At 51.8% G+C, this 24,102-nt stretch carries 19 protein-coding genes; 13 read left to right on the forward strand and 6 right to left on the reverse strand.

Annotated features, from left to right (window positions below; translation table 11 throughout):
• The first annotated feature begins 113 nt into the window (after positions 1-113).
• The 4 genes from ABWW03_RS06310 to ABWW03_RS06325 all read left to right on the forward strand — a co-directional run bounded on the left by ABWW03_RS06310 (position 114) and on the right by ABWW03_RS06325 (position 6,206).
• Complete coding sequence (locus ABWW03_RS06310; protein ID WP_353407070.1) at positions 114-2,570, forward strand: DNA polymerase II; 2,457 nt, start codon at positions 114-116, stop codon at positions 2,568-2,570.
• Positions 2,571-2,791: 221 nt separating this feature from the next.
• Entirely contained in the window at positions 2,792-4,495 is a 1,704-nt protein-coding gene (locus ABWW03_RS06315) for a sensor domain-containing protein (protein ID WP_353407072.1), read from the forward strand.
• 135 nt (positions 4,496-4,630) lie between these two features.
• Positions 4,631-4,972, forward strand: a complete 342-nt coding sequence (locus ABWW03_RS06320; protein ID WP_353407073.1) for a YciI family protein — start codon at positions 4,631-4,633, stop codon at positions 4,970-4,972.
• Positions 4,965-6,206, forward strand: a complete 1,242-nt coding sequence (locus tag ABWW03_RS06325; RefSeq protein WP_353407075.1) for an RNA polymerase sigma factor — start codon at positions 4,965-4,967, stop codon at positions 6,204-6,206. Before ABWW03_RS06320 ends, ABWW03_RS06325 begins: the two co-directional genes overlap by 8 nt.
• On the opposite strand, the gene ABWW03_RS06330 is transcribed toward ABWW03_RS06325, so the two are convergent.
• Positions 6,203-7,195, reverse strand: coding sequence for an adenosine kinase (locus ABWW03_RS06330; protein ID WP_353407076.1), 993 nt, complete (start codon positions 7,193-7,195; stop codon positions 6,203-6,205). The genes ABWW03_RS06325 and ABWW03_RS06330 overlap by 4 nt on opposite strands.
• Before the next feature lie 95 nt (positions 7,196-7,290).
• Here ABWW03_RS06330 and mrcB point away from each other — a divergent pair, with 95 nt between their 5' ends.
• The 4 genes from mrcB (at position 7,291) to ABWW03_RS06350 (ending at position 13,187) form a co-directional block, all read left to right on the forward strand.
• Positions 7,291-9,594, forward strand: coding sequence for a penicillin-binding protein 1B (gene mrcB / locus ABWW03_RS06335; RefSeq protein WP_353407077.1), 2,304 nt, complete (start codon positions 7,291-7,293; stop codon positions 9,592-9,594).
• 31 nt (positions 9,595-9,625) lie between these two features.
• A complete protein-coding gene (locus tag ABWW03_RS06340) occupies positions 9,626-10,135 on the forward strand; it encodes a tetratricopeptide repeat protein (protein ID WP_353407078.1) in 510 nt (169 codons plus the stop codon).
• Between the two features lie 228 nt (positions 10,136-10,363).
• Positions 10,364-12,859 carry a DUF1631 family protein gene (locus ABWW03_RS06345; RefSeq protein WP_353407080.1) on the forward strand — a complete coding sequence of 832 codons (2,496 nt, stop codon included), beginning with the start codon at positions 10,364-10,366 and terminating at the stop codon, positions 12,857-12,859.
• Between the two features lies 1 nt (position 12,860).
• Entirely contained in the window at positions 12,861-13,187 is a 327-nt protein-coding gene (locus tag ABWW03_RS06350; RefSeq protein ID WP_353407081.1) for a PilZ domain-containing protein, read from the forward strand.
• Between the two features lie 89 nt (positions 13,188-13,276).
• On the opposite strand, the gene hemL is transcribed toward ABWW03_RS06350, so the two are convergent.
• Genes hemL through ABWW03_RS06365 form a run of 3 tightly spaced genes read right to left on the reverse strand, consistent with a single transcriptional unit; the run spans position 13,277 to position 16,802 of the window.
• Positions 13,277-14,557 (reverse strand): glutamate-1-semialdehyde 2,1-aminomutase, encoded by a 1,281-nt coding sequence (gene hemL, locus ABWW03_RS06355; protein ID WP_353407083.1) that lies wholly within the window; start codon positions 14,555-14,557, stop codon positions 13,277-13,279.
• 47 nt (positions 14,558-14,604) lie between these two features.
• Positions 14,605-15,027 carry a protoporphyrinogen oxidase HemJ gene (gene hemJ / locus ABWW03_RS06360; protein ID WP_353407085.1) on the reverse strand — a complete coding sequence of 141 codons (423 nt, stop codon included), beginning with the start codon at positions 15,025-15,027 and terminating at the stop codon, positions 14,605-14,607.
• A gap of 23 nt (positions 15,028-15,050) precedes the next feature.
• Positions 15,051-16,802, reverse strand: a complete 1,752-nt coding sequence (locus ABWW03_RS06365; protein ID WP_353407086.1) for a chloride channel protein — start codon at positions 16,800-16,802, stop codon at positions 15,051-15,053.
• Positions 16,803-17,090: 288 nt separating this feature from the next.
• On the opposite strand from ABWW03_RS06365, the gene argC reads away from it, so the two are divergent.
• The 4 genes from argC to erpA all read left to right on the forward strand — a co-directional run bounded on the left by argC (position 17,091) and on the right by erpA (position 19,926).
• Positions 17,091-18,134: an N-acetyl-gamma-glutamyl-phosphate reductase gene (gene argC / locus ABWW03_RS06370; protein WP_353407087.1), complete on the forward strand. Its 1,044-nt coding sequence runs from the start codon at positions 17,091-17,093 to the stop codon at positions 18,132-18,134.
• A gap of 83 nt (positions 18,135-18,217) precedes the next feature.
• Complete coding sequence (locus ABWW03_RS06375) at positions 18,218-18,961, forward strand: DUF6776 family protein (RefSeq protein ID WP_353407088.1); 744 nt, start codon at positions 18,218-18,220, stop codon at positions 18,959-18,961.
• A gap of 52 nt (positions 18,962-19,013) precedes the next feature.
• Positions 19,014-19,436, forward strand: a complete 423-nt coding sequence (locus ABWW03_RS06380; RefSeq protein ID WP_353407089.1) for a bactofilin family protein — start codon at positions 19,014-19,016, stop codon at positions 19,434-19,436.
• Positions 19,437-19,572: 136 nt separating this feature from the next.
• Complete coding sequence (gene erpA, locus ABWW03_RS06385) at positions 19,573-19,926, forward strand: iron-sulfur cluster insertion protein ErpA (protein ID WP_353407090.1); 354 nt, start codon at positions 19,573-19,575, stop codon at positions 19,924-19,926.
• Between the two features lie 18 nt (positions 19,927-19,944).
• Here erpA and ABWW03_RS06390 read toward each other — a convergent pair whose 3' ends face one another.
• Together ABWW03_RS06390 and ABWW03_RS06395 are read right to left on the reverse strand one after the other, a co-directional pair.
• A complete protein-coding gene (locus ABWW03_RS06390; RefSeq protein WP_353407091.1) occupies positions 19,945-21,072 on the reverse strand; it encodes an anhydro-N-acetylmuramic acid kinase in 1,128 nt (375 codons plus the stop codon).
• Between the two features lie 10 nt (positions 21,073-21,082).
• Complete coding sequence (locus ABWW03_RS06395; RefSeq protein ID WP_353407093.1) at positions 21,083-22,492, reverse strand: OapA family protein; 1,410 nt, start codon at positions 22,490-22,492, stop codon at positions 21,083-21,085.
• 243 nt (positions 22,493-22,735) lie between these two features.
• Between ABWW03_RS06395 and tyrS the strand changes: the two genes are divergently transcribed.
• On the forward strand, positions 22,736-24,040 hold the full coding sequence (gene tyrS / locus ABWW03_RS06400; RefSeq protein WP_353407094.1) for a tyrosine--tRNA ligase: 1,305 nt from the start codon (positions 22,736-22,738) through the stop codon (positions 24,038-24,040).
• Positions 24,041-24,102: the final 62 nt, after the last annotated feature.

The following is a 24,102-nucleotide window of genomic DNA, read 5'->3' on the forward strand; positions in this document are numbered from 1 at the left end:
CCCACCTTTCTCTCCTGCCACTTCTGGTCTTAATTCGCTTCTCTGGCACAGAATCGGCACTCAATATCTGCCATAATATCGGTTGGCGAGAGATCTGAGTTTTTCGCTCTTTGATGTCAACCACACAAGCCGTATTCCCCTTATACACTATGTTTGAAGCCTTTATCCTAACCCGAGAATGGAAAGATGCCCCCAAGGGGGTGCGTCTGGAGCTGTGGGTATCCAGCGATATCGGGCCGGTTAAAGTGTTGATCGATAAGCAGGAGGCGGTGTTCTTCATTGCCGCTGATGATCTTGCGGATGCTCAGGAAATACTGGGCGTGACCTGGCGTTATGCGCCCGTGTCGTTGCGGAGCTGGGACAATCAGGTGCTCTACGCCTGTTATAACCGCAGTCAGCGACGTCTGCGCGATGGCTTACGTCAACTGACCTCCCGAGGATTGCAGGTTTGGGAAGGTGACATTCGCCCACCCGAACGCTTCCTGATGGAGCGTTTTATTTTTGCGGGAATCCGTTTTGATAAAGCCCCTACAGAATCCGAAAACGGTTTCCCTGTTTTACAGCAGGCCCGTTGCAAGGCGTCGAGTTACAAACCCAGCTTGAAAGCCATATCGCTCGATATTGAAACCTCGTTTGATGCTCGCACTTTGTACTCGGTTGCGGCGGTGGGGGACTGCGCTCCCGTCGTTTTTATGGTGCATCCCAACAAGAGGTGTGAAGATGAGAGTGAGAGCGAAAAAGGCGAAGACAGGCTTGAGGAAACTCAATCGATCGACACGGAAAGCGGCACGGCCGCATTACATTGGTTCGACAGCCAGGCTGAATGTTTGCAGGCTTTTTTCGATTGGTTGGCCGTACAAGACCCCGATATATTAATGGGCTGGAATGTCATCCAGTTTGATCTGTGGGTGCTTGAACAAATGTGTCGGCGTTGGGGGCTGAAGTACAGTATTGGTCGAGAGCGGCAAGAGCCCAGCTGGCGCCAGGCAAATCAAGGCGGACATCAGTTTATTACCGTGCCGGGGCGCATTGTGCTCGATGGTATAGAACTCTTGAAAGCCGCGTTTTACAATTTTGAAAGTTTTGCCTTGGGGGCGGTTGCATCGGAACTGCTCGGCAAGGAAAAACTGATTCAGTCAGACAATCGTGCCGAGGAAATTACTCGCCAATATCGGGAAGCGCCAATCGAACTCGCCAAATACAATGTTCAGGATTGTGAGTTGGTCTGGGATATTTTCTCGAAGACTCAGTTGGTGGATTTTGCATTGGCTCGTAGCCAATTGACTGGACTCTCGGCTGACAAAAACGGTGGCTCAGTCGCGGCCTTTGAATACGCTTATTTGCCGTTGCTGCATCGTGCCGGTTTTGCCGCCCCTAATCTAGGTGAATTGCAATCTTCTGTCGTGGCTCCCGGTGGTTATGTTATGGATTCCAAGCCCGGCCTGTATGAACACGTTCTGGTGCTGGATTTTAAGAGCCTGTACCCATCCATCATTCGCAGTTTTAATATCGACCCCTGTGCCTACTGGCAGGCGAAACATTTGGCCTTGTCCGACAGCGAATGTGTGCCGGGCTTTAATGAAGCTCGTTTTTCAAGGCAGCACAGTTTGTTACCGAATATCATTGCCGAGTTGTGGCAGGCCCGAGAAATTGCCAAGAGCGAGGATAATCAGCCACTTTCCCAGGCCATTAAAATTATTATGAATTCTTTCTATGGGGTTCTGGGATCGCCAGGGTGTCGTTTTTTCGATCCTCGTGTGTGCAGTTCCATTACATTGCGTGGCCATGAGATTTTGATCGCGACCAAACATTGGATTGAGACGTCCGGCCATCGTGTGATCTATGGCGATACGGATTCTGTTTTTGTGCATCTTCCTGAAGTGGAAACAGATGAGGAGGCCAATAATATTGGTCGAGATTTGGCGCAGAAACTGAATGACTTTTGGACAGATCGATTGCAGCAGGATCACCGGATCGAAAGTTACTTGGAAATTGAATTCGAAACTCATTTCAGCCGTTTCTTTATGCCTACCATTCGCGGTTCTGAGCTTGGCAGTAAAAAACGATATGCCGGCATGGTGAAGCGAAACGGGAAAGAGGAGATGGTGTTCAAGGGCTTGGAAAACGTCCGCACCGACTGGACTATGCTGGCGCGCAGTTTTCAGGAAGAGTTGTACCGGCGAGTATTTCTTGAAGAACCTTATAGAGACTATGTGGAAAATAAGGTTAAAGCGGTATTGGCTGGTGAGTTGGATAATGAGTTGGTGTATCGCAAACGCCTGCGTCAGGAGCTCAGCGATTATCGTCACAATATTCCTCCTCATGCCCAGGCTGCCAGCAAACGTTTGCAGAGAGATGGCCATGTGTATAAGCAGGGTGATTGGGTGAACTATGTTTTGACCGTCAATGGTCCGGAACCTCTCGAATGGTTAGAGCAATCCTGTGGCAGTCCTTTGGATTACAGCTTGTATGTCGAGCGGCAACTCAAGCCGGTGGCCGACGCCATTTTATCAATGGCGGGAGATTCCTTTGATGACATTGCTGCCAGTCAGATGAGCTTGTTTCACTAGGCATTCTCTTACCGGGCTCTTTGTTGGCCTTATCTCTACCTTTCGTCGGTAAAGCGTGTAAATTCAAGCACATATCGACGTGTTTCTCTGGCCTACTGATCGTGGCCTTCTATCTTTATGAGTGAATTTCCCGCTAATTCAAACGCGGGGCTGCGGCTAGAGAAAACTCGTTTTCGGCCGATAGGGATTAGAGACGTTAACGGAATCAGTAGAATCATATAGTGAAGCCCAATTCTTCCGAGCCAAAGTGGACCCTGTCCACACCGCTAAGCACACTGCGAGATATCAGTGCGCTGGGTTTCGGCCGTGAAGAGGCGCTGAGTTTGTGTCAGCTATTGGCTGACAATACCCGCGAAGGTGTCATTTTTCTCGATCGTCAGGGGCAGGTTTTGATGGCCAATGCGACGGGCAGTACACTCTTGGGCGGTTCCCGCCAAAGTATCGGTAAACCGATCAATCAATTATTGCAGGCCATGAGTCCGGACGGTTATCAATGCCGAGTGGAAGAAGGCCTGTTCGAACGTCTGTGTGAAGGGGAAACCTGCACTGTTGCACTCAGCCACGGTGCGGCAGATTTATATTTAATACACAGCCGCAACTTGCAAAGCAAAAATGCTTATGCGGTAGCTTGGTTGCGAAAATTAAATTCGCCACGTGAAGCCATGTTGCGTGCGGGGGGGCTCGACAGCCTAACTGGATTTGCCGGTCGGCAAGCATTTGAGAACGCCTTGAGTCAAGCTATGGAGCGCGCTCAATCTGGCATCAGCTCGGGTTTGCTTTACATCGACTTGTATCATTTCAAAGTGATTAATGAGAGTTGTGGCAATGACGGCGGTGACGAATTGCTTAAGCAGGTCGCCGGCATCTTTGTTTCCTGTCTTCGAGGCAAGGACATGTTGGCCCGATTGGGCAGTGATGAATTCGGTGTATTGTTAAGCGATTGCAGTTTATCGGGTGCCAGTCAGATGGCCTCGCGTATCGTAAAAAAAGTGGAATCGTTTCGCTTTCGTTGGTCTGGTCAGGAACTGGCTATCGGCATCAGCATTGGAGTTGTGGCCATCAATGCGGAAGGCGAATCCGCCAATCAGTTGTTGGCGGCTGCCAATGCGTCCTGTAATGCCGCCAAGAAATCGGGTCGCAACCGTATCAAGGTTTATCACGGCGATGCGCGGATCAAAGCTCGCCAGGAAACCATGCAGTGGCTTAGCCGAATACAGAAGGCCATTGCGGAAGATCGTTTTATTTTGTACGCGCAGCCTATCGTCGCGACGGCCGATATCAGTCAGCAGCATCATGCTGAGGTTTTATTACGGATGCGCGATGAGGAAGGTCTTCTCATTAGCCCGGGGGAGTTTATTCCTGCGGCGGAACAGTTTGGGCTGATGGAAGAGTTGGATCGCTTGGTGCTTCGAAAAGTGTTGGCGTTCATGTCCGATCAGAAGGGCGAGCAATGTTATGCCGTGAATGTTTCCGGGGCCAGTCTGGGTGATTCGAGATATTGCGACTATGTGTGCAAAATGCTGGATGAAACGGGCGTGGACCCTGCTCGAATCCAGTTTGAAATTACCGAGACGGCTGCGATCAGCAGCCGTCGGGCCGCCATTGAATTAATGCGCGAATTGGGTGCCAGAGGGTGCAAGTTTTTCTTGGATGACTTTGGTCGTGGTCAATCCTCTCTGGCCTACCTGCGGGACTTGCCGGTTCACTACATCAAAATTGACGGTTTGTTTGTCAAAAACATGCTGCGCGATGCGAAGGACTACGCGATGGTAAGTACCATCAACCACTTGGCGCATGTGATGGATTTGCAGACCGTTGCCGAGTACGTGGAGAGTGAAGAGCTGCGCGACGCCTTGGAAAAGCTCGGTGTTGATTTTGTGCAAGGTTATTTGGTTTCCCGCCCAGAACCCCTCAAATTGAATTAACTGATAAATTCTTATTCTTTTTGTCCTTTCCCTGTATGGTAGATCGACGTGTTTAGGAAGGCTGTGGTTGTTTACGCCATCAGTCTGTTAAAGCCTAAGCCGGCTTGACCGGTTTCACGATACCAGGAGTTAAATATGCAATATCTCGCATTGATCTACAGTGATGAAACTTTTGACGATGTCCCCATGGAGCAGCTGTTTGGGGAATATCGCGCTTTTACTGAAAAGGCTATGGCCGCAGGCGTTATGCTGGGAGGCAACCCGCTCGAGCCCACTAACACGGCCACCACCGTTCGTATGCGTGAGGGGGAGTTACTGTTAAGTGATGGCCCGTTTGCCGAGACCAAAGAACAGCTGGGCGGTTATTACCTCTTTGAATGCAATAACCTGGAGGAGGCGGTTTCCTGGGCGAAGCAGATTCCTACAGCACGTTATGGCAGTATCGAAGTGCGACCTATCATGGCCTTTGATGAGTAACTCTGTTTGCGACCTCGACATCGAGTGGGTGACCTTCCTGAAACGGGAGTCACCCAAAATACTGGCCGCATTGGCGCGTCAGTGTGGCGATATCGAACTGGCTGAAGACACTTTGCAAGAAGCGTTGAGTCAGGCTTGGCAGCAATGGCCCGAGCAAGGCTTGCCCGATAAGCCCGGTGCGTGGTTGCTGCATGTCGCTCGTTGTCGATTGTTGGATCACTGGCGTCAACTGGGGCGTCAGCAAGAAGGTCGACAATCTCTGGCCGTGGGAGAGGAGGGGTGGCGCTATGATGATGACAGCGAGGAAGATCAGCGCCTGGCATTGATCTTTTGTTGTTGCCATCCCGCGCTTGATGAGACAAGTCAACTCGCATTGCTGCTGCAGTTGTTGGGTGGCTTGAACTACCGAGAAATTGCTCGCCAGTTAATGTTGTCGGACGCCGTTGTTCAGCGTCGGTTGAGTCGCGCCAAGTTGAAAATCAAGCAAGCAAGAATTCCTTTGGAAATTCCCGGGCGAGAACTGTTGTTTTCACGCCAGGGGCACATTCGCTCAATGATTTATTTGATGTTTAATCACGGCGTAGAACTGCAAGCGTCACAACGAGAAGCGCTTCTGCAGCAAGCGATTGAACTTCTGATGCTGTTGCGCAAGGAAGTCGACAGCCCAGAAGCCATGGGGCTACAGGCGTTAATCATGGCGGTGTTAGCGAGGCGGGTTGGCGAAGACGATGAGCAGGATATCAAAAGTCTATCTGAGCAAGACCGCCGTCTGTGGGATAAAAAATCCATTCGTCAAGCCGACATGTTGTTGCAAAAAGCGCTAGCGTTGAAAGAACTTGGCCCCATGCAAACCCAGGCGGCTATTCAAATGCTCCATTCTCAAGCTGAGTCCTGGGAGGAAACGGATTGGCTGCAAATTATTTATCTGTATGAACTGTTGATTCGCCAGCAGGCCTCGCCGGTGCCAAAGCTCAACCAAGCCATGGCGCGTTTTTATTCCGGTGAGCCCACCGAAAATATTTGGGATGCTGTAGCTCAATTGAGCGATGCGCTGAAGCAGCATTCCGGTTTTTACGCGGCTCGTATGCAGTTATTGATTGCTCAAGGTGAACTGGAAAAAGCACAGCAGGAATACCAGTGCGCGTTGGCCTGTGAATCGGCGCCTCGCCAGCGCCGACTTCTGGAGCGACAGTGGGCTAAGGCGCTGCGCGCTGATGTTAAAAAAGAAAGTTAAACCTGGGACAGCAGCTCGGCGTATTGCTCGTGACGCAAACGCGGACCGTATTGGGCGACCAGGGTCGAGGCCGAGCGGCCCGCCAGCTCACCACTGCGTTTATAATCCCAGCCTTGGCTTAAGCCAAACAGGAAGGCTCCTGCAAACAAATCGCCAGCACCGTTGCTGTCGATGGCTTTTACCTGTTGCGCCGGTACGGTGAATTCTTTTTCGCCATCCCAGATGAACGCGCCTTTGGCGCCCAGAGTGATGGCAAAACTGTTGGCGTATTTGCGCAGCGCCTGGGCTGCTTCACTGACGGATGTTGTGCCCGTAAAGTGAATCGCTTCGGCCTCATTACAGAACAGCAGATCCACTTTTTCACCAATCATCTCAAGCAGGCCATCGTGAAAGAATTCGACCATGGCGGGGTCGGACAAGCTCAGGGCGGTTTTTACACCAGCAGCAGAAGCCACTTCCCGCAGTTCAATTGATGCCGCCTTGCCCGTGGGCGAGCTGACCAAATAGCCTTCGATATAAACCCATTGGGATTGTTTGATGGCGTCGTGGTCCAATTGCTGGCAGGACACGGTTGAGCTGGCACCCAAAAAGGTATTCATGGATCGTTCAGCGTCAGGTGTAATCATGACCAGGCATTTACCACTGATGCCGTCGTCGGCGCAGATGCTGTTAGGGAAATCGACACCTGCTTGCTGAAGGTTGTCCGTGAAGAAACGGCCGGTTTCATCATCGGCGACGCGGCAGGAGTAAAAACTTTTTGCTCCGAAATAGTTGGCCGCAATGATAGTATTTGCACCAGATCCACCACAGGCCCGCTTCGAGGCCACCAAGTGGCCAGATAGCTGCTCCATCAGTTGATGTTGCCTATCTTCGTCGACCAGGGTCATGAGGCCTTTTTCGACACCGCATTGGGTAAGGTCCTGATCGCTCACTTCGATCTCAGTGTCGACCAGTGCGGCGCCCAGGCCATAGATGTGGTAATGACTCATTCAAATACCTTGCTAATCAGCTCGCAAAAGGGCGCTATTATGCGCATTTCATGCCTGCTGTTAAAGCCTGCAAGGGATAAGATTTAAGGCAATTAATGGCACGCAAGGCAAAAAAAGCCCCAGCTAAGCCCTTTTTTCGGCGCTGGTGGTTCAAACTCTTCTTTTTCATGGCCCTGCTGTTCGGGGTTTACCTGCTCTATCTGGACCATACCATTCGCAGTAAGTTTGACGGCCGCAAGTGGGCGCTTCCCGCGAAAGTGTACGCTCGTCCGTTGGAACTCTATCTCGGCCAGGAATTGAAAGAGGATGATCTGGCGTTTGAACTCAAGCAGCTTGGCTATCGTTCGGTCAAACGCCTGGGGCAGGCTGGGGATATGGTGCATTGGGGAAGCGATTGGCAAATCTACAGTCGGGGCTTTGTGTTCTGGGACGGCGATGAAGCGGCGCGCAAGGTTCGGCTCAAGTTGCAGGACGGCCGAATTACCGAGCTGCAAAGCCTGAATGGTAAGCCTCTGGATTTGTTGCGCCTGGAGCCGTTGGAAATAGCCGGTATTTACCCCAGTCATAATGAAGACCGGGAACTGCTCCGCCTGATCGATGTGCCTCATCTCCTTGGTGAAGCCTTGATTGTGGTTGAGGATCGTAATTTTGCCCATCATTTTGGGATCTCCCTGAAGGGCATTGCCCGAGCGGCTTTGGCCAATTATAAGGCCGGCAGTGCGGTGCAGGGCGGCAGTACTCTGACCCAGCAGCTGGTGAAGAACTTCTATCTGAATCATGAGCGAAGCCTCCAGAGAAAAGCGCAGGAGGCTCTGATGTCGGTGTTGCTGGAGCTGCGTTACAGCAAATCTGAGATTCTGGAAACCTACATCAATGAGGTTTATCTGGGGCAAAGTGGTAAGCGCGGGATTCACGGTTTTGCATTGGCTTCCCGCCATTACTTCGGGCAGCCACTGAAAGAACTGAGATTAGAGCAGCTGGCCCTGCTGGTCGGAATGGTTAAAGGAGCGTCTTATTACAACCCCTGGCGCAATTCCAAGCGCGCACTTGAGCGACGCAACCTTGTCTTGACGTTGATGCTGCAGCAGCAGCTGATCAGTGATCAGGAATTCAAACGAGCCAGCAAGGCAGGCCTGGGGGTGATTAAAGCGGGATCTCGTCCCTCTCAGCGCTATCCGGCTTTCTTGCAGCTCGTCAAAGAACAGCTAAAACGTGATTACCAAGAAGAGGATCTGCGCAGCGAAGGCTTGCGGATATTCACCAGTTTGTCGCCATCGGTTCAGCGTCAGGCTGAGCGCAGCTTGAATCGCAAATCGGCCTTTCTTGAGCGCTACTACGGAATGAAAAAGAAGAGTCTCCAGGGCGCGGTGGTGGTGACGGCGGTTGGATCTGCTGAGGTGTTGGCATTCGTGGGCGGGCGTGACAGCAGTGCGGGTGGTTTTAATCGTGCCTTGAATGCCCGGCGCCCAGTAGGCTCTTTGTTGAAACCCGCGATTTATCTAACCGCCTTGAACAAAAGTTCCGAGTACAGTCTGGCGAGTCGAATCAGTGACGCCACCGTTAAAGTAAAAACCCCGGAAAACAGCATCTGGCAGCCGCGTAACTTTGATCGCAAGAGTCATGGGGATGTCATGCTCTACGAAGCGCTGGCCAAATCCTATAATCAGGCCGCCGCCCGCCTGGGTATGGAGGTTGGCCTGGCCGAGGTCTTTAATACGATTCACCGCCTTGGTATCGACCGGGAGCTGCCGCCCGTGCCCTCAGTTTTGCTGGGCGCTGTAGAACTGTCACCCTTGGACGTCTCCGCCTTTTACCACAGCCTGGCCAACGAGGGCGTGCATTCGCCGATTCGGGCGATTCGGGAGGTTACCTCCAGTGGTGGCCAACCCTTGAAGCGCTACCCATTGCAGGTGGAACAGCGTTTCTCGGCGGATTCGGTGTACCTGACCCAGTTTGGACTCCAGGCCGCAATGCGCATAGGTAGTGGTCGTTCGGCTTATCGAGAGTTGCCGCAAGACTTGGAGGTCGCAGGGAAGACCGGGACCACTAATGACCAGCGTGACAGCTGGTTTGCAGGGTTCAGCGGTTCTCATTTGGCGGTGGTCTGGTTGGGGCGTGATGATAATGGCACCACACCACTTACGGGCTCCAGCGGTGCTTTGCGGGTTTGGAGTGACTTGTTTTCGAAGATACCCACGCAATCCCTCGTCGCTCAGCCGCCCTTGGGCGTTGAATATCATTGGATCGACGTGGCGTCGGGCAAGCTGAGCCAGGCGGAGTGTCCTGGGGCCATTGAGCTTCCTTTTATTGCCGGACAACAACCGCTCGAGCAGCTCTATTGTCAGCCTCGTCAACCGCAACGCCGCAGTTGGTGGGAGCGCCTATTTGGCCGCGATTAAGGTTCGGCCCGTTAAAATAAGGAGAACACTCATGTCCAGAAGCCTGATCGCTCTGAGCATCTCACTCATCCTCAGTGCTTGTGCCAGCCAACCACCGGCCCCGCAAGAGGACGTACGAACTGGCAATGTCGCACGGCCTGTGCCGAGTCTGGAGCCACATAGGTCAGAGACCTCGGCAGACTCCCGCTCAGCCGCGAGAGTGGATGAGGCCAGTCAGCGTCCGGCACAACCACCTCAGCAGCCGGTTCCTATTCGTGAGCGGCAGGGGGCCAAAGCACTGCCTGCGGCGGCTCAAAGCTTATTGAGTTCGGCTCAAAGAGCCTTTTCTGCAGGGGATTATGAAGGTGCTATCGCGAATGCAGAACGGGGATTACGAATCGCACGCACCTCATCAGAATTACTGATGGTCCTGGCCAAAAGCTATGCTGCCCAGAGCGATTTTGAGCAGGCACGAGTGTTCGCCCAACGCGGATTGCGCTATTTACCGGCGGGTGCCAAGCGACGGGAGTTTGAAGATTTACTGCGGCGTCTGCCTAATTAACCTTGTGCGCCCTGCGGTCAAATTCGATATTCCCATTAATACTGCTAGAATGGGCCTGCGTGATGACTGGACAAAACCGAATAAAAATAGAGAAATTGCCGTCATTGACAATGTATTGATGGCTGCAATGGCGCTCAATTCGACTAAACTCAATGGGTAGATCAACTCGAAAGGATACGAGTTGGCAGCCTTGCTTGTTTGGCCAAGGATGTAGAAGAAGCAAATACTATGAGCAATTTGAGTAATGATAACCCGACCGGAGCGGCCATCTCGCCGTTCACCAGCGGTCAAATCAAGCAGATGCTGGAGCGTTGTCGCGATATTGTTATCGCCCAGGCGGAACCGCGCATGGAAGACTGTTTAAGCAGCCTGGATGAGCAACTCTTAGAGTTTGCCACCGACGCGCCCACTGATGCTGAGCAAATGCACTTTTTTGATGTTCAGCGCGATTTTCGTAAACGTGGTGATTCCATTAAGCAACTGTTTGGCGAATGCCTGGCCGGTTGTTTTATCAAGTTTGCCAACGGTCAATTGGATACCCAGACTGGGGAAGAGAAGTACTCCCGCGATATGTTGTCTCTGGTGGACAATGAAGATTTGGAAGAGACCATTGCGATTTCTTCAATCAATCACGCCGCGACTGACAGCTATGGCGAAAGCCTGTGGCTGGTCGCCATGCGTTTTGGGCAGTTTCGAGGGGGCAGCGAGCTACCTCCTGAAAAGAATCCTGTCAGCCCCGTACAATTTTGTGAGTCGTTGCGCCAAACCCTACAGGTTATTAAGTGCGACACTAAAATTAAAATTCTTTGTTACCGCACTTTCAGCAAGATCTTCATTCCGGTTCTGGAAGACATTTATCAAGAGCTGAATGAATACCTGAATGCGGAAGGTGTGCTGAGCGAACTCAGTTATTCTTCAGCAATGGCTGCGGGAGCGAGTGCATCCGGCGGCGAAGCTTCAGAAGTGTTTGAAGAGACGGAAGCGTTTGTTGAGGAAGCGGCTGGAGAGATGCCGTCGGACGCAATGACGGCAGCCCCGGCTGATCCTGGCGGCGTCCGACTGCCGCGAGCAGGTGGTGGTCATGTACCCCAGGGTCGAGGACCCGCCCCCGATCCGAGTATGCCCTCGCCGCAATATCAGCAAAGCTTGGTCAACGCGATTCGAGTTCTGCAAAATCATTTGGCCACCGATTCTTATCGCAACAGTACAACGTCACTTTCTTCGTCGATGGGTGTGGATGCAAGCCCAGCACCCAGTCCGAATACTCTGGTCGTTGACGAGGGATACAGCGCGAGCTGGAAAACCCCCGCTGTACCATCGTCCCAGGGCTTTGCACCAGCAAAAGCCGGAGCCGCTGTGTTTAGCGGGCCTCAATTATTGCAAGCTTTGCAGAATTTGCAGGTGGGCATTAATGCCGGAGAGGGTGAGTTGATTCGCAGTGAGTCTTTGCAAGTCGACTCGAGCGATTTGCAGATTCAAAGTGTGGCTGAGGTTTCTCAACAATTAAGCAATCAGCTGCTTGACGCCTCAGAAGAAGATGGGCAAGCGGTTGATGTTGATGATATGCAGATCATTGATTTGGTCGGCATGTTGTTTGATTACATGCTGTCGGATGACAACTTGCCGAACGCCATTAAAGCGCTGCTGAGTTATTTGCATACGCCTTTCTTGAAAATCGCGTTTATTGATCCGGACTTTTTTGAACAGATCGATCACCCGGCGCGCTTGTTGCTGAACAGCTTGGCTGAAGCGGGCACCCGTTGGGTGAGTAACGACGGTACGGCACAGTATGATATTTATCCGCGCATAAAAAGCGTGGTGTCGCGAGTTCTGGAAGAATTTCAGAATGATGTTCGCCTGTTTGCTGAGCTGTTATTGGAATTCAGTAGTTACACCAAAAAAATCGCCCGCCGACAGGATTTGATCGAACGCCGAGCCATGGAAAAAGTTCAAGGCGAGGAAAAACTGCGCGAAGTGAAGCTGCAGGTGAACGATCAGGTCAGCAAACGTATCAAAAACACCGAATTGCCTTCGGCAGTGTTGTTGCTGCTATTACAGCCCTGGTCAGATTACTTGGTGTTTGTCTTATTGCGTTTTGGTAAGGACTCAGAGCAATGGCAATCGGCGCTGGATGTGGTCGATGATGTGATCTGGAGTGTGCAGCCGAAGGATAAAGACAAAGATAAGGCTCGCCAGATGGAAATGCACGATGCCTTATACGATACTCTGTCCAAAGGTTTCGACACAATTGCTTACGATCAAGGTAAGGCGACGAAGCTTCTTGATGCTTTGTTCACGCTGCAGAAAATGGCCCTGCAAAGTCAGCCCTTGCAATTTGCACCTGAACCGATGCGATCTAAACTGGAGACAATGGCCGCTGAAAAAGCCGGTGCCCAGCCTGACGATAAAAACGTCAGTGAAGAAGAGTTGCGCATGGTCGATAGTTTGAAAATGATTGAGTTCGGTACTTGGTTTGAATTCAGTGATGGCAAACGTTTAAAAGTGGCCTGGTATAACTCGACTACTTTGCACTATATGTTGGTAGATCAGTTGGGTAAGAAAGTCGACTTGAAATCTGGTTTGGAGCTGGCGCGAGCGATGTTGTCAGGGGAGGCTAAAGTGATTTCTGGGGCCACCAAGCCGTTTTTCGAACGTGCTCTGGAGAATATTTTCCAGAGCCTCAATGCTAAAGCGGAAAAAACCGAAGAATCGACGGAGAGCTGAAGTGAGTGAGAATCGCCGTAAACTGGAACGCCGCCGCGTAGACATTGCTGTCGTCGCCCACAATGGTGTTGATGACGAACCTCTGGGTAAGTTGGTCAATATTCACGAAGAAGGCCTGATGATTATGAGCGATGGGCCGTTGCAGACGGACAGTATTTACCAATTGGAACTGGTTCTTGCGACCCCTCTCGACAATGAAAGCAGTATTCCTGTGGTCGCCGATTGTCTGTGGCAAAGCCCGGCAAACACCGAAGGGAATTACTGGGTGGGTTTTAAAATTGTTGAGGTGTCAAACAAGTCTGTGGATTTGATTGGTCGGCTTGTGTAGTAACAGGGTTTCAGCCTGTTGAAACAAAAAAGCGAGGCCTAAGCCTCGCTTTTTTGTTTTTGATGTCTGTCCAGCGATGAATCCGGGCTTTACAGCTTGGCGAATACGCGTTCGGCGGCATTGAGGGTTTCCTGGATGTCCTCATCACGGTGTGCCGCGGACATAAAACCAGCTTCGTATGACGCAGGTGCTAGGTACACACCTTCTGACAACATGCCGTGGAAGAACTGATTGAAACGTTCACCATCACATGCCATCACCTGCTGGAAGTTGGTAATCCGTTCCGCTTCGGTGAAAAAGCCACCCCACATACTGCCCACATGATTCGTGGTAAATGGAATGCCAGCGGCCGCGGCGCGTTCCCTTAATCCGTTCACCAAGGTTTCGGTGCGTTTAAAGATGGGCTCATAGAAACTCTCTGCGGAAATTAATTCCAGAGTTTTCAGGCCTGCTGCCATAGCCACTGGATTCCCTGACAAGGTGCCTGCCTGATAGACCGGGCCGAGTGGGGCAATGTATTCCATGATTTCACGCTTGCCGCCAAACGCGCCCACGGGCATGCCGCCACCCATGACTTTGCCAAGCGTAGTCAGGTCGGCTTGCACGTCGTAATGACCTTGGGCGCCGGTATGACTTACTCGAAAACCTGTCATAACCTCGTCAATGATGAGCACGCTGCCAAACTTATTGCATTGTTCACGTAAGCATTCCAGAAAACCGGGAATGGGGGGTACGCAATTCATATTGCCCGCCACCGGTTCCACGATAACACCAGCTATCTGTTCGCCGATTTCAGCAAAGGCCTGTTCAACGCCCGCAATATCGTTGTAGCTCAGTGTGACCGTGTGCTCGGCCAGTGCGGCGGGAACGCCAGGGGAGCTGGGTACGCCCATTGTCAGGGCGCCAGAACCTGCTTTGATGAGCAGGGAATCGGAATGACCGTGATAACACCCCTCGAACTTAATGATTTTGTCGCGACCGGTAAATCCGCGGGCGAGGCGGATGGCGCTCATAGTGGCTTCGGTGCCCGAGTTCACAAAGCGCACCATGTCCATGCCTGGCATTAAGCCGCACAGTTTTTCGGCCAGCTGGGTTTCAATTTCAGTGGGAGCACCAAAGCTCAGACCGAGTTGTAGTTTCTCGATTACGGCCGCAATCACTTCGGGGTGACTGTGCCCAACAATCATTGGTCCCCAGGACTGAACGTAATCGATATAGCGTTTGCCATCGGCATCGAAAGTGTACGCGCCCTGAGCTTTTTCAAAAAATACCGGGGTGCCACCTACAGCACGGAACGCTCGCACGGGGGAATTGACGCCTCCGGGAATGCATTGCTGAGCTGCTTGAAATAATTGTTCTGAACGATTCATAAGGTTCCTGAATTCTCGAATGAAAAGTGATTCGTTAAATCTGAAAGTTAATGAGGTTTTATAACCACCAAGAGTACGATGGGAATCAAAAGCAACACGGGGGCTTCATTAAACCACCGGAAGAAAATGTGATTGCGAACCTCTCGATCTTCAGCCAGTGTGCGCATAAAGTGTCGGCACGCAAAATGGTAGATCACCAGACCGGCCACGAGAGCGAGCTTGCCCCAAAACCAATGACTGGATTGATAATAGTTCCAGTTATAACTGGCAGTCCAAAAACCCAAGGTCAGGGCAGCAATCATGGCGGGGGTGGCAATGCCTCGATACAGTTTGCGTTCCATAATAACAAAACGATCACGACTGATTTTATCCTGGCTCATAGCGTGATAGACAAACAAGCGTGGCAGGTAGAATAGGGCTGCCATCCAGCAAATAACGGCAATAATATGGAAGGCTTTCAGCCAAAGCATAAGAGCTCCTCAAGGCAAATCGCTTAACCGTAGAAGTTATTGATGTCTTCCTGGGTGATAACCCCTATTGTAACGGTTTGCCAACGGCTTTGCTTGGTTACGATCAAGGCTTCAGCGTCGCCCTCTATCATGCTGGTTTTTGCTTCAAAAAGATTGGAGCGTTGATCGATATGGCACGCTTGTAGGCGACTGCCAGGAATGGCCAGTAAATCAATTTCGGTAAGTTCTTCTTCTGCTTCTTCCAAATAGCGCGACAGATCGGCGGCTTTCATAACCAGAGGTCGTTTGCTCTCCAGTACCAACCAGCTGGGTTTGGGCTTGAGTAGACGCCGAGCCTGTTCGACATCAATTTTGGTGCTGCAGCTTTGACAGCGCCCGCTCATGACACTGCGCACACCCGCTCGGCTCAGCACCTGTTGACTGGGTGAAGTTTCAATTGCTAACCCTTGGCAGCGCAATTGCGCCAGGAAAATACCGTCATGACAGAACCACTGTCGGGTTGCCAGGCAGGCCACCACAATCATCAGCATGGCTGGAAAAATAATATCCGGTGATTGGGACAGTTCGAGCACCGCCAGCAAGGCGGCCAAAGGGGCGTTGAGAACAGCGGCCATCATCGCAGTTGCGCCCATCAACACATACAATTCCGTGCTGGTTGAGCCTATGGGAGAATAGTTTGCACCGAGTTGACCCAGCACCGCGCCCAGACAGGCGCCAATGACCATGACGGGCCCGATAACACCGCCACTGATTCCCGCGCCGGCCGACACGGCACTGGCAATGGTTTTTGCAAACACCAGGGCGATCAGTAATTGCAGTCCGAGTTCACCATTAGCCGAGCTCAAAATGGTGTCATACCCGTTCCCCATGATTTGCGGCCAAAAGATGGCGAGCACACCTGTCACCAATCCGGCTGCGCTGGTTTTAAGAACGATGGGCAATGATTTCATTTGCAGTGTGGCCAACTGCAATTTGATAAACAGGCCGGCGGCCAGCGCGATGGCGATTCCGCCGAGGGCGATATAGGGCAATTCCCAAAGGCTAACCAGCTGCCCTTCCAATCCGGCAAAACTCAGCGTTTGAGCAAAAATGGCCTTGGATATAGCTGCGCCGGCAACGGAGGCCAGAATAACTGGAATAAAACCACTGATGGTGTATTCCATTAGAACCACTTCCATCGCAAAGATCACCCCTGCAATTGGGGTATCAAATGATGCTGCGATTGCAGAGGCAACGCCGCAGCCGACCAAAATTCGTAAACTGTTATTGGGTAATTTTAGGAATTGCCCAAGCTGACTGGCCATGCCTGCGCCAAGATGAACGGCGGGTCCTTCTCGCCCGAGGCTCTGACCGGTGATTTGTGCCAGGCAGCCGCCGATAAATTGCACGATGATATTCGCCCCGGGCATTCGCCCCTGAAAATGATGCAGGCGTGAAAGAACATGGGCCACTGAGAGCTGCCGATGGCTCGGGGTCAGTGCCTCCAGAAACAAGCCAATAATGACCGCGCCAATTAAGGGCAGTGCAAAGCGGGCGCTGGCTGGTAGATCCTCAAACTGCTTCCCTGAGAAAAAGCTCTCACTGGGCAGGTCGATGGCCAGGCGAAACAACACGATCACTGCAGCGGCTAACAAGCCACTGAGTAGGCCTAAAAGGGTCATCAGGGGAAGGGCATCAATATGGGCCAGTCGATGACGAGTACTGTCCGCGAAGCGGCTAAGGCGTCGTCGAAGCGCGGCAGAAAGCTTGTTTTTTAGTACTTTTCGCTGGCTCATTGTGTATTGGAAAGCCCTTATATCATGCGGCCTGGAGGGAAAATTTGTCGCCCCAGTTCTTTAGCTTTGAAGCGTCGCGTTTTATTATAAGCGATTAATTGGAAGTTGGCTGTGTTTAGTCCTGACTCTTATAACATTGCACTTTGCCGAGTTTGGACTAAATTTGTGGTTAGGTAGGCGATTTTGCTTTTTACCGCGACGCAGCGAATGATAAGAAAATAGGTGGAGCCGGCGGAGAGTCTCGTCTCGACAGCTTCCACCACAGCAATAGCGGTAGAAGAGGTAGTCGTGATTAAAGCAGGCATAGTTGGAGCAACAGGGTACACCGGCGCAGAGTTGTTGCGTTTGTTGGTTAACCACCCGGAGGTTGAGGTGAGCATGATCACCTCGCGAGCAGAAAAGGGTGTGGCGGTTTCAAGTTTGTACCCCAGTTTGCGCGGACGATGCGATATCGAGTTTTGTGAGCCGGATGTGGCTCAATTGGCCGGTTGTGATGTTGTTTTTTTTGCTACACCACACGGTGTTGCGCAGAGCATGATGGCACCATTGATGGCAACGGGAACGCGGGTCATCGATTTATCAGCGGATTTTCGCATCAAAGACATTGCCGTCTGGGAGCAATGGTACCAACAGGCTCATGCTTGTCCTGAATTGGTTGAGCAGGCGGTTTACGGTTTGCCTGAGGTGAACCGCGAGCAGATTGTGAATGCCCAGTTGGTTGCCTGCCCTGGTTGTTATCCAACGGCGACGCAACTGGCACTGATTCCATTGTTGGAAAAAGGCTTAGTTGATCCGACGCGGTTGATCGCCAATGCGGCCTCTGGCGTCAGCGGCGCTGGGCGTCAGGCTAAAGTCGATAATTTAATGGCCGAAGTAACAGATAGTTACAAGGCTTATGGTGTTGCGGGTCACCGGCATTTACCCGAGATTGAACAAGGTTTACGTCAAAGCCAGGCTGCCGGGGCAGCACCCGCTGAAATGACCTTTGTTCCTCATCTGTTGCCTATGATTCGCGGTATTCAGGTAACGGCTTATGCCGAGCTAACCTCGTCGAGGGCCGTAGATCTGCAAGCCTTGTTTGCAGAGCGCTATGCGCAAGAGCGTTTTGTTGATGTGATGCCCGAAGGAAGTTGCCCGCAAACGCGCTGGGTGAAGGGCTCGAATCAATGCAAGATTGCTGTGTACCAGCCCCAGGGACGGAACACGGTGGTTGTGTTATCGGTTATCGACAATCTTTGTAAGGGCGCATCCGGTCAGGCGGTTCAGAATATGAACTTGATGATGGGCTTTGAAGAAACAATGGGGCTTGAGCAAATAGCCCTGCTGCCTTAGGGCAGGGGATACGTCAAACGGCAAGCATGACGCCTGGCGGTCCGATTTTACTTTAGTCAGGTGCAGTACTACTGGAGGTGAATATGGCAGTGGTAAAAGGAAGTTATCAATATCGACTTCGCGTTGTTGAGGACGAGCCAGGTAAGCGCTTTGCGGGGCAGTTGGTTACCGCTGTGCTGGTGATTTGTGTTGGCTTGGCGGCATACCTGTATGGCCGATATCAAATGCAGTCGAACCAGGCGAACGCCATGGCGGAGCTGGATCAGCTGCGTTCTGAGTTGCGCGTCAAGAATTCCGAGACCGAAGGTCTGCGTCAGGAAGTGGCGAATCTTTCTCTCGGATCTGAGGTAGATCGCAAGGCTGCCGAGGATGTGCGTGGCGAGGTCATTGAGTTGAAAGCGAAAATTGCTGAGCTGGAAGAAAACGTCAGTTTCTATCGCGGCTTGATGTCTCCTTCTGCAAATAAACGCGGTCTCACCATCGGTTCTCTGAATGTGATTGCCACTGGCACCCCAAGGCATTATCAGTATAAACTCGTGGTCCAGCAGCTGGCCTCCAATCATAGCCATTTGCGTGGCCACCTCAGTTTTAATGTAGTGGGGCGTGAATCGGATGGCGTGGTTCGCAGTTTTGCGCTGAAAGATTTGTCCAATGACGTGAGTGGTGACAGAATCCGTTTAGGGTTCCGCTACTTCCAGAATGTAACCGGTGAAATGGTATTGCCTGAAGGCTTTGTTCCGGAGCGCATTGAGTTGGTGGCTAAGTCCACCGGTAGGGACGCTGTTGAAGTCGAGAAGAAGTTTGGTTGGTTAGTGCAGCAGACCTAAAGCCCACGCCTGCCGCTTCTTACTCCACATAACTAAGAGTAAGAGTCTAATCATGTTTCCAAAAAAGGAAAAACCAATGGCGTTTGCGGCAGGTTCAACCACACTAATATCCAAAGCAACCGAAATTGTCGGCGATCTGCATTTCAAAGGTAATATTGAGATCGAGGGTCGTGTAAAAGGCAATATCGTCGCCGAAGACGGCAGCGATGCTCGGGTTCGAGTAATGGATGGCGGTGAGGTAGAAGGTGAAATCCGTGCGCCGTCTATCGTGGTTAACGGCAAAGTTTCCGGTAATGTTCATTCCAGCAAGCACATTGAGTTGGCTGAAAAGGCGATTGTTCAAGGCAATGTGAGCTACCATCTGATTGAGATGGTGAAAGGCGCCCAAGTGAATGGCAGCCTGCTATATAGCGATGGTAAACAAACCGTGTTGACGGCTGTTGACGGTGCTAAAGATCGCGCCGTAGAGGCCTGACGCTCTTCGGGCAGCTCGAATTGCAGCTGCCCAACTCTCCCAATATCTCTCCCTCTGTATCCTTTCAGCGGCTAAATAGTTGACTGTTTTTCTAGGTTAAGTGGATAATAGTCGCCGAAGTATAAAGGTTAGTGATATGTCTGAAGCTCAAATGTTCACCCCACAAGCGCTGTTGGTAACCCCCAGTGCGGTCAATAAAGTTCGCAGTCTGGTTGAAGAAGAAGCAAACCCGGAGTTGAAGTTGCGGGTCTTTGTCACCGGCGGTGGTTGTTCGGGTTTTCAGTATGGTTTTACCTTTGATGAGTTGGCTGCAGAGGATGATTCTGTAGTGACCGTTGATGGTGTTGACGTGGTGGTAGACGCGATGAGCTACCCCTTTTTAATGGGAGCCACAGTGGACTATGAAGAAGGTCTGGCCGGCTCTAAGTTCGTGGTTACCAACCCTAATGCTGCTGCAACCTGCGGTTGTGGTTCATCCTTCTCAATCTAGCGCCTGCCAACTCAATCGCTAAGCGGGGTAGATCGCGCCCAGGATCCGCTCGTCTCTGGCGCCGGTCACGCTGGGCAGGTTTCCGGGTAATCGATGCATGCATTGGCGTGCCAGCCAGGCAAAGGTCATAGCCTCAACCCAATCTGGATGGACCCCGAGCTTCGCAGTGCTGTTGATGTGGAAGTTCGGCAGAAGGGATGCCAGACGCTTTACCAGCGCTTGATTGTGGGCACCGCCTCCGCATAGATACAATTCCCCTTTTTCTCCCTTCGAAGCTTGGTGCAGCGCCAGGACTTGATCGGCAATGCTTTGTGCCGTGAAGGTGAGAAGGCTTGCCTGCACATCCTTGGGGCTTGCTGTGATGTTGGTGAGCTGCTGCTCTAGCCAAGGGAGGTTGAAGGCTTCCCGTCCAGTGCTCTTGGGGGCTGGGAGCGACAGAAAGGGGTGGCTCAATAAATTTGTGAGTAAGTCCTTATTTACCGTTCCGCTCTCTGCCCACAGGCCATTCTTGTCGTAGGCTTCTTGCCTGTGTTGAAGGATCCAGCCATCCATTAAGGCGTTACCCGGGCCGGTGTCAAAACCAATCACCTCGCCACAGCCCTTGGCTGGGACATAAGTAATATTCGCCATCCCTCCCACATTAGCGACAAAACGCGCTTGCTTGAGGGATTGAAATGCCGCTTGATGGAATGCTGGCGCTAGTGGCGCACCTTGGCCTCCCGCAGCGATATCGCGTCGTCGAAAATCGGCGATGGTGGTAATGCCGGTGATTTCAGCAATGCGACTAGGGTCGCCTATCTGCAGGGTGTAGCCGGTTTGAGCCTCACTTTGTGGAATGTGGCGGATCGTTTGTCCGTGGCTGCCAATCGCGGTGATGTCTTTTGGTTCCAGTTGTTGGCGCTGCAGCAGCTCCTGGCAGGCGGAGGCAAAACATTCGGCGAGCTGAATATCGAGTTCAGCCATCTTCTGAATTTCGTGTTCACCGCTCAGCGCGAGCTCAGTTACGTATTGTTTGGTATGTGTCGGGAGGGGGCGCTCGATGCAGTCGAGCAATTCAAAATGGTCTTCATCAAAGGCGATCAGAGCCGCGTCCAGCCCGTCGGCGCTGGTGCCGGACATCAGGCCGATATACAGTTCGCGGCTCATATCATCCTCTTTATAGAGTATTGGGTGTTTCTTCCAGGCTCGCAATTTGGCGAGCGGCTTGCAAGTCACCCATTTGAGCCAGCATCGGTTGAGTCAGCTTTTTGAAGCGCTCAGCCTCGGCTTTTGGAATGGAGCGAGCTTTTGGAAGCTTGACCGTGACTGGGTTGCGCACGCGGCCATTGACGTGAAATTCGTAATGCAAATGCGGGCCGGTAGCCAGACCGGTAGAGCCAACATAGCCGATGATCTGTCCCTGTTTTACGCGCTTGCCTGTTTTTACGCCTTTGCCGTAGCGGCTCATGTGGGCGTATAAAGTTTTATAGGCGCCGCCGTGTTTAAGGATAACCGCTTTGCCGTATCCCCCTTTGCGGCCAGCGTGAACAATTTTTCCGTCGCCAGCTGCGCGGATGGGGGTGCCTCGAGGTGCCGCGTAGTCGGTACCTTTGTGGGCGCGAATTCGATTCAGTACTGGATGTTTGCGTCGCAGGTTGAAGTGCGAGCTGATGCGAGCGAAGTCGACCGGGGTGCGCAAAAACTCTTTGCGCATGCTGTCACCTTCTGGGGTGTAATAGTGGCTGCTGCCATTTTCATGGGTGTAGCGCACAGCTCTAAAGGTCTTATCTTTATTGGTGAATTCTGCGGCCAAAATTGGGCCGTTCCCGATGTGCTTTCCATCGAGGTATTTCTCGTCGTACATGACACGAAAATTATCGCCCTGGCGGATGTCGAGAACGAAGTCGACGTCCCAGCCGAAAATATTGGCCATTTCCATAATCAAGGCGTCACTCAAGCCGGCATTTTGGCCTGCCAGAAACAGTGAGCTGTTAATGGTGCCTTCATGGTAGCTGGGCTTGAGGTCGGGCTCTCTGATGTGGGTTTCAGCAATAAAGTTGGATTCGTCACGACGAAAGTTCGCGCTGCTCAGCTGATCGGTTTGATAGCGGAGTTCCTGCAGTTGTCCATCGGCGATATGGAAGTCGATGGCCTGCCCCGGGTGAATGCGTTTGAGTTGCTTAGCTTCTTTGCAGCTGCTGATCAGTTCGTGAAGATCACTGTCATTCAACCCGGCACGTTTGAAAATTAAGGAAAGGTTGTCGCCACGCTTAACGGTTTCGCGATGCCATTCGACTTCAGGCTCAATCTCAACGGGCACGGTGTCGCTTGGCTCAAAGGTGTCTTCGGAAAGGGGTTCGTTGACAGCTTGTGTACTGACCTCAGCGAAAACTTCAGGCGACATCTCGGTGTTGAGGGTCGGTGTTTGTTGTTCGGCAGCGGTCTCTTGGCTAATTGCCATCGGAGCGTCCGTGTCTGCTTTGTCGTCCCCCATAAAGCTGACAGCCCCTAAGGCAAAGCCCAGTCCAGCAGCCATGGCGAGATTCAGCAGAGGAAATCCGCGCAAGGTTTTTGAAAAATCTTTCATATTTCAGCGACTTGTAGTGTTTTCTTATGTTCGCACAGTAAAACTTGGTCTTAAGCTGTGTGTTTATATCAAAAATAGCCTTACTAAGCACCCGAAAACCGTCATTCGGCGGGCTTTTGTGGTGAGGCTCTTGTTTTTCGAAAAGGATAGGGTAAGGTTGCGCCTCCCTTAATAAGGGCCTAAGACAGATGTGGGCCTTGGATGTTCAATAGAAGTTGCCAGTTAATGCAAAAAGGTAGAGATATGTCTCAAGTAGATGCGGCTTTGCTCGAAGACTTAAAAGCGCGCGGTTTGTTAGCGCAAATGACAGGTGAGGAAACCTTGCCGGAATATCTATCGGCCGAATCTCGCACTTTGTATTGTGGTTTTGATCCAACGGCAGACAGTTTGCATATCGGTAGTTTGGTGCCTTTGTTGACGTTGCGTCGTTTTCAGCAAGCCGGACACAAGCCTATTGCTCTAGTAGGTGGGGCGACAGGTTTAATTGGTGATCCGAGCTTCAAGGCTCAGGAGCGCAAATTGAATACCGCTGAAACCGTATCCGGTTGGGTGGAAAAGCTGCGCAAACAGGTATCGGCGTTCATTGAGTTTAATGATGAGCCCAACTCGGCGATGGTAGTGAATAACCTGGATTGGACCCAGGGCATGGATGTGCTGACGTTCTTGCGCGACGTGGGTAAGCACTTCTCTGTTAATAACATGATTAACAAAGAGTCGGTTAAGCAGCGTATTGATCGAGAAGGCGAGGGCATTTCCTTTACTGAATTTACTTACTCCTTATTGCAGTCCTTCGATTTTGCCGAGCTGTACAAGCATCATAATTGCAGCTTGCAGATTGGTGGCTCAGATCAGTTTGGTAATATTATTGGTGGCGTTGAGTTAACGCGCCGTCGTTATGGCGGTAAAGCTTACGGCCTCACGCTGCCTTTGGTGACCAAGGCCGATGGTACCAAGTTCGGTAAAACCGAATCCGGCACAATCTGGTTAGATGCCGGTAAAACTTCTCCCTATGCGTTCTATCAGTTTTGGTTGAATACTGCTGATGCGGATGTGTACAAGTTCCTTAAATACTTTACTTTCTTGCCGGTTGCGGACATCGATGCGCTGGAAGAGAAGGATAAAGCTGCGGCAGGCCGCCCGGAGGCTCAGGGTGTTCTGGCAATCGAGGTTACGCGTCTGGTGCATGGTGATGAGGGGTTGGCAGCAGCGGAGCGCATCACCAAAGCCTTGTTTTCAGGCGATGCGGATCAGTTGTCCGCCGAAGATTATCAGCAGTTGGCTCAGGATGGGTTGCCAAGTTATGCGATCGAGGCGGCTGATCTGGATGAGCCTTTAACCAGCTTATTGGTTAAGGCTGGGTTGGCTGGTTCTGGTAAGCAGGTGAAGGATGCGCTGCAGCGTCGAGCGCTGCTGGTGAATGGTAAGGATTATGGTGCTGACGATAATATGGGTGGCGCAGAGATCTTTTCATCCGATCATGCTCGATTTGGCGGTTATTTTTTGGTCCGCCTCGGTAAAAAGAAGTACGCGTTATTGACCCGGGCTTGATGTTGAAGTTTTGAGCAAAAAGCCCGCGGAATGCGGGCTTTTTTATGCCTGAAAAAAGGTCC

The sequence above is a fragment of the Pseudoteredinibacter isoporae genome (assembly GCF_040372805.1).
GTDB lineage: Bacteria > Pseudomonadota > Gammaproteobacteria > Pseudomonadales > Cellvibrionaceae > Pseudoteredinibacter > Pseudoteredinibacter isoporae_A.

What these genes read in the sequence shown, in the direction of transcription:
- ABWW03_RS06310 (WP_353407070.1), top strand. Translation starts at nt 114, where the DNA reads ATGTCAACCACACAAGCCGTATTCCCCTTATACACTATGTTTGAAGCC.
- ABWW03_RS06320 (WP_353407073.1), top strand. Translation starts at nt 4,631, where the DNA reads ATGCAATATCTCGCATTGATCTACAGTGATGAAACTTTTGACGATGTC.
- ABWW03_RS06325 (WP_353407075.1), top strand. Translation starts at nt 4,965, where the DNA reads ATGAGTAACTCTGTTTGCGACCTCGACATCGAGTGGGTGACCTTCCTG.
- ABWW03_RS06330 (WP_353407076.1), bottom strand. Translation starts at nt 7,195, where the DNA reads ATGAGTCATTACCACATCTATGGCCTGGGCGCCGCACTGGTCGACACT.
- mrcB (WP_353407077.1), top strand. Translation starts at nt 7,291, where the DNA reads ATGGCACGCAAGGCAAAAAAAGCCCCAGCTAAGCCCTTTTTTCGGCGC.
- ABWW03_RS06340 (WP_353407078.1), top strand. Translation starts at nt 9,626, where the DNA reads ATGTCCAGAAGCCTGATCGCTCTGAGCATCTCACTCATCCTCAGTGCT.
- ABWW03_RS06345 (WP_353407080.1), top strand. Translation starts at nt 10,364, where the DNA reads ATGAGCAATTTGAGTAATGATAACCCGACCGGAGCGGCCATCTCGCCG.
- hemL (WP_353407083.1), bottom strand. Translation starts at nt 14,557, where the DNA reads ATGAATCGTTCAGAACAATTATTTCAAGCAGCTCAGCAATGCATTCCC.
- hemJ (WP_353407085.1), bottom strand. Translation starts at nt 15,027, where the DNA reads ATGCTTTGGCTGAAAGCCTTCCATATTATTGCCGTTATTTGCTGGATG.
- ABWW03_RS06365 (WP_353407086.1), bottom strand. Translation starts at nt 16,802, where the DNA reads ATGAGCCAGCGAAAAGTACTAAAAAACAAGCTTTCTGCCGCGCTTCGA.
- ABWW03_RS06375 (WP_353407088.1), top strand. Translation starts at nt 18,218, where the DNA reads ATGGCAGTGGTAAAAGGAAGTTATCAATATCGACTTCGCGTTGTTGAG.
- ABWW03_RS06380 (WP_353407089.1), top strand. Translation starts at nt 19,014, where the DNA reads ATGTTTCCAAAAAAGGAAAAACCAATGGCGTTTGCGGCAGGTTCAACC.
- erpA (WP_353407090.1), top strand. Translation starts at nt 19,573, where the DNA reads ATGTCTGAAGCTCAAATGTTCACCCCACAAGCGCTGTTGGTAACCCCC.
- ABWW03_RS06390 (WP_353407091.1), bottom strand. Translation starts at nt 21,072, where the DNA reads ATGAGCCGCGAACTGTATATCGGCCTGATGTCCGGCACCAGCGCCGAC.
- ABWW03_RS06395 (WP_353407093.1), bottom strand. Translation starts at nt 22,492, where the DNA reads ATGAAAGATTTTTCAAAAACCTTGCGCGGATTTCCTCTGCTGAATCTC.
- tyrS (WP_353407094.1), top strand. Translation starts at nt 22,736, where the DNA reads ATGTCTCAAGTAGATGCGGCTTTGCTCGAAGACTTAAAAGCGCGCGGT.